The organism is Streptomyces sp. NBC_01622 (assembly GCF_045209635.1).
In the GTDB taxonomy this organism is placed as follows: Bacteria; Actinomycetota; Actinomycetes; order Streptomycetales; family Streptomycetaceae; genus Streptomyces.
In genome coordinates this window covers 10893660-10905896 of record NZ_CP109293.1, presented here as the reverse complement: position 1 = coordinate 10905896, position 12237 = coordinate 10893660, and the positions used below count along the sequence as shown (strand labels likewise).

At 71.2% G+C, this 12237-nt stretch carries 11 protein-coding genes; 10 read left to right on the top strand and 1 reads right to left on the bottom strand.

The window, feature by feature from the left end; translation table 11 throughout:
* The first annotated feature begins 1 nt into the window (after position 1).
* On the top strand, positions 2–1282 hold the full coding sequence (locus OH768_RS50395; RefSeq protein WP_406464064.1) for an amidohydrolase family protein: 1281 nt from the start codon (positions 2–4) through the stop codon (positions 1280–1282).
* Positions 1283–1287: 5 nt separating this feature from the next.
* On the opposite strand, the gene OH768_RS50390 is transcribed toward OH768_RS50395, so the two are convergent.
* Positions 1288–2358, bottom strand: a complete 1071-nt coding sequence (locus tag OH768_RS50390) for an LLM class flavin-dependent oxidoreductase (protein WP_406464062.1) — start codon at positions 2356–2358, stop codon at positions 1288–1290.
* 145 nt (positions 2359–2503) lie between these two features.
* Here OH768_RS50390 and mgrA point away from each other — a divergent pair, with 145 nt between their 5' ends.
* From mgrA to OH768_RS50345, 9 genes are all read left to right on the top strand, one after another.
* A complete protein-coding gene (gene mgrA / locus OH768_RS50385) occupies positions 2504–3547 on the top strand; it encodes an L-glyceraldehyde 3-phosphate reductase (RefSeq protein ID WP_406465767.1) in 1044 nt (347 codons plus the stop codon).
* A gap of 50 nt (positions 3548–3597) precedes the next feature.
* The gene (locus OH768_RS50380) at positions 3598–4596 is read left to right on the top strand and encodes a Dyp-type peroxidase (RefSeq protein WP_406465766.1); all 999 of its coding nucleotides are present in this window, start codon (positions 3598–3600) and stop codon (positions 4594–4596) included.
* 110 nt (positions 4597–4706) lie between these two features.
* The gene (locus OH768_RS50375) at positions 4707–5588 is read left to right on the top strand and encodes an FAD binding domain-containing protein (RefSeq protein ID WP_406464061.1); all 882 of its coding nucleotides are present in this window, start codon (positions 4707–4709) and stop codon (positions 5586–5588) included.
* Positions 5585–6118: a (2Fe-2S)-binding protein gene (locus OH768_RS50370; protein ID WP_406464060.1), complete on the top strand. Its 534-nt coding sequence runs from the start codon at positions 5585–5587 to the stop codon at positions 6116–6118. The genes OH768_RS50375 and OH768_RS50370 overlap by 4 nt, the downstream gene beginning before the upstream one ends.
* Entirely contained in the window at positions 6115–8511 is a 2397-nt protein-coding gene (locus OH768_RS50365; RefSeq protein WP_406464058.1) for an aerobic carbon-monoxide dehydrogenase large subunit, read from the top strand. The genes OH768_RS50370 and OH768_RS50365 overlap by 4 nt, the downstream gene beginning before the upstream one ends.
* 11 nt (positions 8512–8522) lie before the next feature.
* Complete coding sequence (locus OH768_RS50360) at positions 8523–9404, top strand: XdhC family protein (protein ID WP_406464056.1); 882 nt, start codon at positions 8523–8525, stop codon at positions 9402–9404.
* Positions 9401–10294: an AAA family ATPase gene (locus OH768_RS50355; protein WP_406464054.1), complete on the top strand. Its 894-nt coding sequence runs from the start codon at positions 9401–9403 to the stop codon at positions 10292–10294. Before OH768_RS50360 ends, OH768_RS50355 begins: the two co-directional genes overlap by 4 nt.
* On the top strand, positions 10291–10920 hold the full coding sequence (locus tag OH768_RS50350; RefSeq protein WP_406464052.1) for an SRPBCC family protein: 630 nt from the start codon (positions 10291–10293) through the stop codon (positions 10918–10920). The genes OH768_RS50355 and OH768_RS50350 overlap by 4 nt, the downstream gene beginning before the upstream one ends.
* Positions 10917–12155 carry a vWA domain-containing protein gene (locus tag OH768_RS50345; protein WP_406464050.1) on the top strand — a complete coding sequence of 413 codons (1239 nt, stop codon included), beginning with the start codon at positions 10917–10919 and terminating at the stop codon, positions 12153–12155. Before OH768_RS50350 ends, OH768_RS50345 begins: the two co-directional genes overlap by 4 nt.
* Positions 12156–12237: the final 82 nt, after the last annotated feature.

Sequence of the window (12237 nt, the reverse complement as noted above, 5' to 3'; positions counted from 1 at the left end):
CATGACGGATGCCATGACGCAAGAGAACTTTCGGACTGCTTTGCGCGTCGAGAACGCCCGCCTCGTCGACGGTAGCGGTGCCCTTCCGGTGGCCGACGCGGTCGTCGTCGCGGACACGGCGGGCACGCTCACCTACGCCGGGCCGGCGGCCACGGCCCCACCCGTGCCCGGTGACGGCTCCGCGGTCCGGATCATCGACGCCGGCGGCCGGACCGTGCTCCCCGGGTTCTTCGACTGCCACACCCACCTCGCGTACGCACAGGGCTCGCCGCCCGGGCGGCGCGGCGAACTCGACCCGGTCCTCGTCACCTACGACACCGCGACCCGGCTGCGGCAGACCCTCGACGCGGGCATCACCACCGCCCGTGACCTGGGCGGACTGTCCACCGGGTTCCGTACCGCCGTCGAGACCCGCCGGATCGTCGGTCCCCGGCTGCACACCGCCATACGGATCATCAGCCACACCGGCGGCCACGGCGACTTCCGTCTCCTCGACGGCACCGATCTCAGCGGCGGCGAGATGGCCGAACTGGCCGACACCGTGGACGAGTCCCGGCTCGCCGTCCGCAGGATGCTGCGCGCGGGCGCCGACGTGATCAAGATCTGTGCCAGCGGCGGCATGGCCAGCCCCTACGACCAGCCCGAGGACGAGGGGCTGATGGAGGAGGAGATCCGGGCCGTGGTCGACGAGTGCCGGCGCCACGGCGGCAAGCCGGTCGCCGCGCACGCCCAGGGCACCGCGGGCATCCTCAACGCGATCCGCGGCGGTGTCACCAGCATCGAGCACGGCTACGGCCTGGACGAGGAGGCGCTGAACCTGGCGGGCGAGCGGGGCACCTTCGTCGTGCCGACCCTGTCCACCGTGTTCGCGGGCATCGACAAGGACCTGATGCCGGAGCACCACTACCAGAAGAAGGTCCGCTGGTCGGGCATCACCAAGGAGAACATCGCCCGCGCCGTCGACCGGGGCGCCCGGATCGCGCTCGGCACCGACGCGGCCGTCTGCCCGCACGGCCAGAACCTGCTGGAACTGCGCTTCCTCGTGGACCTGGGCATGGATCCCATGGCCGCGATCGTGGCCGGCACCCGGGTCTCCGCCGAACTCCTGGGCCTGTCCGACCGGCTCGGCACCCTGACCGCCGGCAAGACCGCCGACCTCGTCATCTGCGAGGGCGACCCGCTCAAGGACATCGGCGTGCTCGGCGATCCCGGAAACATCGTGTGCGTCGTCCAGGACGGCGTCGTACGCAAGGATCTGCTGCCCGCGGCCGGAGCGCGCTGACCGTCTCACCGTCGGAGGGCCGGCAGGACCGAGGCGCCGATGGTCTCGATGAGGTCGGTGGGCGGGTCGTAGGAGCCGACGTGCTGGAGGAAGACGTCGGTCACTCCCGAGGCGCGCAGGGTGCGGAGCCGTTCGGTGATCTGGGTGGCCGTGCCGAAGAGGCAGAACTCCTCGGCGAAGCGGACGGCCGCCTCGTCGCTGATCCAGGCCGAGCAGATCTCCACGGCCGTGTCCCAGTCCTCGGCGTGCACGAGGTCCGGGTAGACGCCCTCGACCCTCGCGGGGACGTCCACGTCGATACCGGCGAGGGCGAGGAAGGACGCGCCGCCGTTCTGGGCGATCGAGGCGCAGATCGGTTTGATCAGGCGGGCGTCGGCCTCGATGTCGTCGGTCACCTCGCAGAACGCGGACACGGTCACCGGCAGTTTCCCGGCGCTCCGGCCGGCCGCCTCGGCGCCCTCCCGGACCCGGGCCATGGCGGCGGTCAGGGTTCGTGGTGAGACGCCGCTGAGCAGGATGACCCCGTCGGCGATCTCACCGGCCAGGCGCAGGTTCCGGGGTCCGCTGGCCGCCAGGTGCAGCGGCACGGACGGCTGGGGATCGCGCAGCCGGGAGCGGACCTTGCCCTCGAAGTCCCACTCGCGTCCGTCCAGCAGGGCGCGCAGCATGGTCAGCCCCTCGCGCAGTGCCGCCGAGCCGGTCTGCGGCAGGCCCACGGGCCCCACGGAGCTGTTGCCCACGCCGAGGCCGAGGGTGAACCTGCCGGGGGCGAGTTCGGCGACGCTGCGCGCGGCCGACGCGACGACGGACGGGTGCCGGGTGGCCAGGTTGGTGACGGCGGTGCCGAGGCCGATCCGCTCGGTGGCGAAGGCCGCGGCGGTGAGGGTGGTGAACACGTCCCGCCACAGCAACTGCGAGTCGGGGAACCACACTTGGTCGAAGCCGAGGTCCTCGGCCCGTCGTACGGTCCGGGCCACCCGGTCCGCGCGGTCGCTGGGCGGGACGCGCACGCCGATCCGCAGCGGTTCCTCGCCGACGCCCATCGGGTCGACGCCCACCGATATGTCGCAGTTCATGAAAGGGACCCTAGGGACGAACGAGGGGCCGCCGAACAGCAGCGGTCCGCTCAGCGATCCGCTGCCGGATTATGCGTCGGCGCTGCTGAATCCGATGACCGCGATCGGTTGGACGCGCGCGGCGGGCGCGGGCAGAGTTGGCGCGGTGAACCACATCGCAGATCCGGGGCGCTACGACAGCACGATGCGCTACCGCCGCACGGGCCGCTCGGGGCTCGACCTGCCCCTCCTGTCGCTGGGCTACTGGCACAACTTCGGTGACGACCGGCCGTTCGAGACCCAGCGCGAGATCGCGCTGCGCGCCTTCGACCTCGGCATCACCCACCACGACCTGGCGAACAACTACGGTCCGCCCTACGGCGCCGCCGAGTCCAACTTCGGCCGGCTGCTGAAGCAGGACCTCGCGCCGTACCGGGACGAGCTGATCGTCTCCACCAAGGCCGGCTGGGACATGTGGCCCGGCCCCTACGGTCAGGGCGGCGGCTCCCGCAAATACGTCCTGGCCTCCCTCGACCAGTCCCTGAAGCGGACCGGCCTCGACTACGTGGACATCTTCTACTCCCACCGCCTCGACGCCGGCACCCCGCTCGAGGAGACCATGGGCGCGCTGGACACCGCCGTCCGCCAGGGCAAGGCGCTCTACGTCGGTATCTCGTCCTACGACGCCGAGCGATCCCGTCAGGCCGCCGAGATCCTGCGCGAGCTGGGCACACCGCTGCTCATCCACCAGCCGTCGTACAGCATGCTCAACCGGTGGATCGAGCACGACGGGCTGCTCGACGCGGCGCGGGACGAGGGCTTCGGGGTCATCGGTTTCACGGCGCTGGCGCAGGGGCTGCTGACCGGGCGGTATCTGGACGGGATCCCGGAGGGGTCGCGGGCCGCGCAGGGCACGTCGTTCGACGCGGGCTGGCTGACCGAGGACATGGTGCGGCGGCTGCGGGCGCTGAACGACATCGCGGCCAAGCGCGGTCAGACCCTGGCCCAGATGGCCCTCGCCTGGGCGCTGCGCGACGAGCGGGTCACCTCGCTGGTCATCGGCGCCTCGCGCCCGGAGCAGCTCGAACAGAACGTGGCCGCGCTGGACGACCTCGACTTCAGCGACGAAGAGCTGGCCGAGATCGACTCGTACGCCGTCGACGGCGGGGTGGATCTGTGGCGGGAGGCGCGGACTGGGAAACTCGGCTGAGTTCCAAGGTGCCGGGCGGCACCTGCCAGGACAGCGGAGGCATGGAGTACATGACAGTTGACGGCTCGGTGGAGAGCACGGACGGCACCGTCGGCGGCGAGGGGGCCGTCCCGACCACGCAGGCGGTGCTGGAGTCCCTGACTCCCAGCGCGACCTTTCTCGTCGTCACCGTGGAGCCCGGCGGCGAGGAGACCACACGCCAACTCCTCGGCGATCTGGGCGGGTTGATCCGGTCCATCGGCTTCCGTGCCCCGGACGGGCGGCTCAGCTGTGTGACCGGCGTCGGGTCAAAGGCGTGGGACCGGCTGTTCGACGGTCCGCGCCCCGCCGAGCTGCATCCGTTCCGCGAACTCACCGGCGACCGCCACACCGCCGTCTCCACGCCGGGCGACCTGCTGTTCCACATCAAGGCCGTACGCGCCGATCTCTGCTTCGAGTTGGCCACCGAGATCATGGGCCGGCTGGGTGGCGCGGTCTCCGTGCGCGACGAGGTGTCCGGGTTCCAGTACTTCGACGTACGGGATCTGCTGGGCTTCGTCGACGGCACGGAGAACCCCGTCGGGGAGGCGGCCCGCCAGGCGGTGGTGGTCGGTGGCGAGGACCCGGAGTTCGCGGGCGGCAGCTATGTGATCGTGCAGAAGTACGTCCACGACATGGCGGCCTGGCACGCGCTGACGGTCGAGCAGCAGGAACGGGTCGTCGGGCGCACGAAGTTGACCAACATGGAGATGGACGACGACGTCAAACCGGCCGACTCGCACATCGCGCTCAACGTCATCACGGGCCCGGACGGCACCGAGCGGAAGATCCTGCGCGACAACATGCCGTTCGGCAGCGCGGGACAGGGCGAGTTCGGCACCTACTTCATCGGGTACGCCCGCACGCCCTCGGTCACCGAACAGATGCTGCGGAACATGTTCCTGGGCACCGACTCCGCCTCCCACGACCGCATCCTGGACTTCTCCACGGCCGTCACCGGGAGTCTCTTCTTCGTCCCCTCGGCGGACCTCCTGGACTACCTGCCCGCTTGCCCGGGACAGGCAACTTAAGTGAAGGGTTAACCAGCCGTTGACACCCCTGTCCGCCGGGCGCCCAATGAGGCCCGGACACGGCGCCCGGCCGACCGGCCGACTGCCGTGCGAGACAGGGGGATTGCGGTATGCAGGTTCCCGCTCCGTTCGAGTACCGGCGGGTCGCCAGCGTGGGCGAGGCGGTCGCGCTGCTCGACCGGCTGGGCGACACGGCACGGCTGGTGGCCGGCGGGCACAGTCTGATCCCGATGATGAAGTTGCGGCTGGCCAACTTCGAGTACCTGATCGACATCAACGACCTGCACGGCGAGCTGAGTTACGTCCGGGTCGAACCCGGGCTGATCCGCATCGGCGCGATGACCCGGCACCGCGAACTGCTGGAGTCGGACGAACTCGCCGCCGCCTTCCCGGTGTTCCGTGACGCCGAGCGCGTCATCGCCGACCCCGTGGTGCGCAACCGGGGCACGCTCGGCGGCTCACTGTGCCAGGCCGACCCGTCCGAGGACCTCTCCGCGGTGTGCACGACGCTCGACGCGAGCTGCGTGATCCAGGGCAGGGACGGCGAACGGGTGGTGTCCATGGAGGACTTCCACCAAGGGCCGTACGAGACCGCCGTGGGCGACGCGGAGATCCTCACCGAGGTCCGCTTCCCGGTCCGCCCGAACGGCTCCAGCGCCTACGAGAAGGTCGAACGGCGGGCCGGTGACTGGGCGGTGGTGTCCGCCGGTGCCGCGGTGTGGCTGGACGGCGACGGACTGATCGCCGACGCCCGGGTCGGTCTCGCCGCCGTAGGACCCAACACAGCGGGCATCCCCGGCATCGCCGACGCCCTGCGCGGCCGGCGCCCGACCGAGGAACTGTACGGGCAGGCCGGGGACATCGCCGCCGAGGCCTGCTCCCCAGTGACCGACCGGCGCGGCAGCGCCGAGTACAAGCGCCATCTGGCACGGGAGTTGACCGTGCGCGTGCTGCGCCGGTCAGTGGCCCGCATCGACGGACGGGAGGTGTGATCGTGCAGGTGAGCATGGTCGTCAACGGCGAAGAGGTCACCCGGGAGATAGAGGGGCGGCTGCTGCTGGTCCACTTCCTGCGCGACCACCTCCGGCTGACCGGGACCCACTGGGGGTGCGACACCAGCAACTGCGGTACGTGCGTGGTGTGGTTGGACGGCGAACCGGTCAAGTCCTGCACCGTGCTTGCCGCGATGGCGGGCGGACACGAGGTGCGCACCGTCGAGGGGCTCGAACAGAACGGCGAACTCGACCCGGTACAGCGCGGGTTCGTCGAGTGCCACGGTCTGCAGTGCGGCTTCTGCACGCCCGGCATGATGATGACGGCACGTGCCCTCCTGGACCGCAACCCCGACCCCTCCGACACGGAGATCCGGGAGGCGATCTCCGGGCAGATCTGCCGCTGCACCGGCTACGCGACCATCGTCCGCTCGATCCGGTGGGCGGCGGCCGAAGAGGCAGGGACCCGAACTTCCCTGGAACCACAGGCCACTTCGGCTTCGGCTTCGGCTTCGGGGAGCGCGTCATGACCGCCGTCTCCGAGAACGGCCACCGCACCGCGTTCGTCGACAACGACAAGAAGCCCTGCGGCCACGGCCGGATGCTCCGCAAGGAGGACCCGCGCTTCGTTCGCGGCAAGGGCCGCTACGTCGACGACCTCGACCTGCCCGGCATGCTCCATCTGGCGATCCTGCGCTCGCCGTTCGCGCACGCCCGCGTCCTCTCCGTCGACACCACCCTCGCCGAGGCCCACCCGAAGGTCCGGCTGGTCGTCACCGGGGCGATGCTCGACGAGAAGGGCCTGGCGTGGATGCCGACCCTCTCGAACGACGTGCAGGCGGTCCTGGCCACCGACAAGGTCCGCTTCCAGGGCCAGGAGGTCGCCTTCGTCGTCGCGGAGGACCGCTACGCGGCACGGGACGCCCTGGAGTTGATCGATGTCGAGTACGAGCCCCTGGACCCGGTGATCGACGTCCGCACCGCCCTCTCCCCCGACGCGCCCGTCATCCGCGACGACCTGGAGGGCAAGGCCGACAACCACTGCTTCGACTGGGAGACCGGCGACGAGGCGGAGACCGAGGCCGTCTTCGCCCGCGCGGATGTCGTCGTCACCGAGGACATCGTCTACCCGCGCGTGCACCCGGCACCAATGGAAACCTGCGGCGCGGTCGCGGACTTCGACCAGGTCGACGGACGTCTCACATTGTGGTCCACCACCCAGGCCCCGCACGCCCACCGCACCCTCTACGCGATCGTCGCCGGACTGCCGGAGCACAAGATCCGGGTCATCTCCCCCGACATCGGCGGCGGCTTCGGCAACAAGGTGCCGATCTACCCCGGTTACGTCTGCGCGATCGTCGGCTCGCTGCTGACCGGCAAGCCGGTGAAGTGGATGGAGGACCGCGCGGAGAACCTCATCAGCACCGGCTTCGCCCGCGACTACGTGATGCGCGGCGAGATCGCGGCCACCCGCGACGGCAGGATCCTCGCCGTCCGCACCCAAGTCCTCGCCGACCACGGCGCGTTCAACGGCACGGCGGCCCCCGTGAAGTACCCGGCCGGCTTCTTCGGTGTCTTCACCGGCAGCTACGACATCGAGGCCGCCCACTGCAGGATGACCGCCGTCTACACCAACAAGGCGCCGGGCGGGGTCGCGTACGCCTGCTCCTTCCGGATCACGGAGGCCGTCTACCTGATCGAGCGGATCGTGGACTGCCTCGCGTACGAACTCGCCATGGACCCGGTCGAGTTGAGGATGAAGAACTTCATCCGGCCCGAGCAGTTCCCCTTCCGCACCAAGACCGGCTGGGTCTACGACTCCGGCAACTACGCGCCCACCATGGAACTGGCCAAGGAACTCGCCGGCTACGACGCGCTGCGCGTCGAGCAGGCCGAGAAGCGGGCCCGCGGTGAACTCATGGGCATCGGCGTGTCGTTCTTCACCGAGGCGGTCGGCGCGGGACCCCGCAAGGACATGGACATCCTCGGCCTCGGCATGGCCGACGGCTGCGAACTCAGGGTGCATCCGACGGGGAAGGCGGTCGTACGGCTCTCGGTGCAGTCGCAGGGGCAGGGGCACGAGACGACGTTCGCGCAGATCGTCGCCGAGGAACTCGGCATCCCGCCGCAGGACATCGATGTGGTGCACGGCGACACCGACCAGACCCCCTTCGGCCTGGGCACCTACGGCAGCCGCTCCACCCCCGTCTCGGGCGCCGCCGCCGCGCTGGTCGCCCGCAAGGTGCGGGACAAGGCACGGCTGATCGCCTCCGGGATGCTGGAGGTGTCGGTCGCCGACCTGGAGTGGGAGAAGGGTTCCTTCCATGTCGCGGGCGACCCCGAGGCCTCGGTCACCATCCAGGACATCGCGATGCGGGCGCACGGCGCGGGCGACCTGCCCGAGGGCGTGGAGGGCGGGTTGGAGGCGCAGATCTGCTACAACCCGGAGAACCTCACCTATCCGCACGGCGCCTACATCTGCGTCGTCGACATCGACCCGGGCACGGCGAAGGTGACCGTCCGCCGCTTCGTCGCGGTCGACGACTGCGGCACCCGGATCAACCCGATGATCATCGAGGGCCAGGTGCACGGCGGGCTCACCGACGGGGTCGGTATGGCGCTGATGGAGATGATCTCCTTCGACGAGGACGGCAACTGCCTCAGCGGCTCACTCATGGACTATCTGATCCCGACCTCGCTCGAAGTCCCCGACTGGGAGACCGGGTTCACCGTCACGCCCTCCCCGCACCACCCCATCGGCGCCAAGGGGGTCGGGGAGTCCGCGACGGTCGGCTCGCCGCCCGCGATCGTCAACGCGGTGGTCGACGCCCTGAAGCCGTACGGCATCCGGCACGCGGACATGCCGCTCACACCCTCCCGGGTGTGGGAGGCGATGCAGGGCCGACCGACTCCGCCGATCTGAAGGTGGCTGTGATGACCGGCAAGTTGAGTGCCCGCGCGCTCGAACTCACCGAACGGCGCGTGCCGTTCGTCCACGCGCGCGTGGTGCGGGCCCAGGCGCCCGCCTCGGCGCACCCGGGCGACGAGGCCATCGTCCACGGCGACGGCACCATCGACGGCTTCGTCGGCGGCCAGTGCGCCGAGGGCTCGGTCCGTACGGCCGCGCTCGGCGCCCTGCACGACGGCGGACCGCTGCTGCTGCGCGTCCTGCCGCAGGGAGACGCCGAGTTCCCCGAGACACCCGGGGCGCGGGTCGTCATCAACCCCTGCCTGTCCGGCGGCGCGTTGGAGATCTTCCTGGAGCCGGTGCTGCCGCCGCCGCTGATCGAGGTCGTCGGGACCACGCCAGTGGCGGAGGCCTGCGTCGCGTTCGCCGCCCTGCTGGGCTACGCCACGGCCCGCTCGCTGCCGGAAGGACCGCCCAGCGAGCACACCGCAGCCGTGATCGTGGCCGGGCAGGGCAGGGGCGACGCAGAGTCCCTGCGGGCCGCCCTCGACGCGGGTGTCGGTCACATCGCGCTGGTCGCCAGCCATCGCCGCGCCGCCGCCCTGCTCGACGAACTCGGCCTGACCGACGCGGAACGGGCCCGCGTCCAGGCTCCCGCCGGGCTGGACATCGGCGCCCGTACGCCACCGGAGATCGCGCTGTCGATCCTCGCGGACGTGGTGCGAGTCGTACACGCGGCGAAGGCCCCCGTGCCCGAGCGTCCCACCCAGGCCATGGACCCGGTGTGCGGGATGACCGTCACCGTGCGCGCCGACACACCTCATCTCGCCACCGCAGACGGCGAGTTCTGGTTCTGCGGGACCGGCTGCCGGGACCGCTGGTCCGCGGGTGGGCGGGCCACCGGGTGAGCGGACTCTTCACGGACGCCGATGACGTACGGCGGCGGCTGGACGAGGTCGGCCACCTCGTCGACGACGGCACGGCGACCGCCCTCCTCCTCGCCACCCTGCTCGACCGGCCGCTGCTGCTGGAGGGCGAGCCGGGCGTGGGCAAGACCAGCGCCGCGAAGGCACTCGCCAAGGCCCTGGGCACCCCGCTGATCCGGCTCCAGTGCTACGAGGGACTGACGGCGGGCGAGGCGCTGTACGAGTGGAACTACCAGCGCCAGTTGCTCGCCGTCCGGCTCACCGAGACGCACGGGCGGGAGCTGTCCGACGCCGATCTGTTCAGCGAGGAATTCCTGCTCGACCGGCCGCTGTTGCGGGCGGTGCGCCATCAAGGCCCGTTGCCGCCCGTGCTGTTGATCGACGAGATCGACCGGGCCGACGACGAGTTCGAGGCGCTGCTCTTCGAGTTCCTGGGCGAACGCTCCATCAGCGTCCCGGAGTTGGGCACCTTCACCGCCGTACGGCCGCCCGTCGTGGTGCTCACCTCCAACCGCAGCCGGGAACTCCACGACGCGCTGCGCAGGCGGTGCCTCTACCACTGGATCGACTTCCCGACGCCCGAGCGCACGGCGGAGATCCTGCGCCGCACGGTACCGGCCGCGAACGAGCCGCTGATCGCGTCGACCACCGAATTCATCAGCCGGGTAAGGGAGTTGGACCTCGACAAGGCGCCCGGCATGGCGGAGGCCATCGACTGGGTCTCCGCCCTGGCGGCCCTGCGGGTCGCGCGGCTGGCCCGCGACGACATCGTCCGCACGCTCAGCACGGTCGCCAAGAGCCCGGACGACCGCACCGCCGTCGTCGGGGCCCTCGACGCACTCGGCTATCCCGAAGAAGCGAGGAGACCATGAAGATCGACAACGAGTTCAGCGTCGGTGTGCCGGTCGAGCGGGCGTGGCAGGCGCTCACCGATCTGGAGGCCCTCGCCCCGTGCATGCCCGGCGCGGAACTCACCGGCGTCGACGGTGACATCCACCGGGGCAAGGTCCGGGTCAAAGTCGGGCCCATGGTGAGCCAGTTCGCGGGCACGGCACGCTTCGTGGAGCGGGACGCGGCCGCCCATCACGCCGTGATCAGCGCGGCCGGCAAGGACATGCGCGGGGGCGGCAACGCGTCCGCGACGGTCGACGCCCGGCTGCGCGGCGAGGGCACGGGCACCGTCGTGACGGTCAGCACGGACCTCAACATCAGCGGCAGGCTGGCCCAGTTCGGCAGCGGGATGATCAAGGAGATCTCGGAGAAGCTGTTCGCGCAGTTCGTGGCGAACGTGGAGACGCAGCTGCTGGCGACGCAGGACCAACCGGAGGAAGTACCAACGGCGGAGGCGGCGGAACCGGCCTCCGTGGCGCCGCCGCCGGCGCCGGCCGAGCCGCTGGACCTGATGCGGGTGGCCGGCACGTCCGTGTACAAGCGGCTGATCCCCGTCGTCGTCGCGGCCGTCGTCATCGCAGTGGTGGTCTATCTGCTGGTCCGATGACACCAACTGGTCCGCTGCTGCCCGCCGTGGACCGGGCCGCCTTCGCCACCGCGCTGGCCGCCCGGCTCAGGGAGCACGGCGTGCCGGTGGGCCCGACCGCGGCCCGGGACTTCGTGCTCGCGCTCGCCGCGGTCCCGCCCGGGACGCGCACCTCGCTGTACTGGACGGCCCGCGTCACCCTCGTACGCGACCACCCCGAACTGGCCCGCTTCGACGAGGTCTTCGACGCGGTCTTCGGGCAGTCCGTACTCGCCCTCGACCCGAACGCTCGCCGCAATGGGCACCCCGCGGGGGCCGGCGGCCAGGACTCCGGCGGCGCCGACTCAAGCGGCGGTGACCCCGTCGGCGGTTCGGGTCTGCCGTGGGTGACCCTCCCGCCCGCGGTGGACACCGCCGAACACCGTGCGGACCACGCCCTGACCGTGCCCGAGCGTCTGCCGAGCGATCTGGCGGCCGAGGTGGACACACCGTTCGGTGAACTCACCCTGGAACAGGCCGAGTTGCTCGGGTGCTGGCTGGAGGCGCGGCTGCGGGAGTGGCCCGTTCGCCGTACCCGGCGCCTCGCCGTGCGGACGGGCGGTCATCGGGTCGCGGTCCGGGAGACGGTGGCGCAGTCCCGGCGCACCGGCTGGGAGCCCGTACGGCTGGTCCGGGCGGGGCCGGTGGACCGGCCGCGCCGGGTCGTGGTGCTGTGCGACGTGAGCCGGTCGATGCAGGCGCAGGCGGTGGCGTATCTGTATCTGATGCGGGCCCTCGCGCTGACGACCCGTGCCGAGGTCTTCGCGTTCGCCACGTCGTTGACCCGGCTCACGCCGGTGCTCACGCACCGCTCGGCGCGGGAGGCCTTCGACGAGGCGTCGGAGCGGGTCACCGACCGGTTCGGCGGCACCCGGATCGCCCACTGCCTGGGCACGCTCCTCGCCTCGCACCACGGCGGCACCCTGCGCGGCGCGGTCGTACTGATCGCCTCGGACGGCTGGGACGGCGATCCGCCGCAGCGGCTGGCCACGGCCATGGCCCGGCTGCGGCGCCGCGCCCACACGGTGATCTGGCTCAACCCCCGGGCCGCCGCCCCCGGCTTCGCACCCCGCACGACGACGATGACGGCGGCCCTGCCGTACATCGACCTGCTGCTGCCCGCCGACAGCTTCGGGGCGCTGCTGCGGGTGCCGGGCGAGGTGGCCCGGCTCGGCGGGCGGAAGGGGACGGTCGTCACTTCGTCACACAGGCGTTGAGCGGCGACAGTCCGTCCATGTCGGCCTGGAGCCCCCGCAGTCGGGAGGTGTAGAGGAATGTGCGCGTCGGCACATACACCGG

Excerpts from the sequence above, each read along its gene's own strand:
- OH768_RS50395 (WP_406464064.1), top strand. The coding sequence starts at position 2 with ATGACGGATGCCATGACGCAAGAGAACTTTCGGACTGCTTTGCGCGTC.
- OH768_RS50390 (WP_406464062.1), bottom strand. The coding sequence starts at position 2,358 with ATGAACTGCGACATATCGGTGGGCGTCGACCCGATGGGCGTCGGCGAG.
- OH768_RS50380 (WP_406465766.1), top strand. The coding sequence starts at position 3,598 with ATGACAGTTGACGGCTCGGTGGAGAGCACGGACGGCACCGTCGGCGGC.
- OH768_RS50375 (WP_406464061.1), top strand. The coding sequence starts at position 4,707 with ATGCAGGTTCCCGCTCCGTTCGAGTACCGGCGGGTCGCCAGCGTGGGC.
- OH768_RS50365 (WP_406464058.1), top strand. The coding sequence starts at position 6,115 with ATGACCGCCGTCTCCGAGAACGGCCACCGCACCGCGTTCGTCGACAAC.
- OH768_RS50360 (WP_406464056.1), top strand. The coding sequence starts at position 8,523 with ATGACCGGCAAGTTGAGTGCCCGCGCGCTCGAACTCACCGAACGGCGC.
- OH768_RS50350 (WP_406464052.1), top strand. The coding sequence starts at position 10,291 with ATGAAGATCGACAACGAGTTCAGCGTCGGTGTGCCGGTCGAGCGGGCG.
- OH768_RS50345 (WP_406464050.1), top strand. The coding sequence starts at position 10,917 with ATGACACCAACTGGTCCGCTGCTGCCCGCCGTGGACCGGGCCGCCTTC.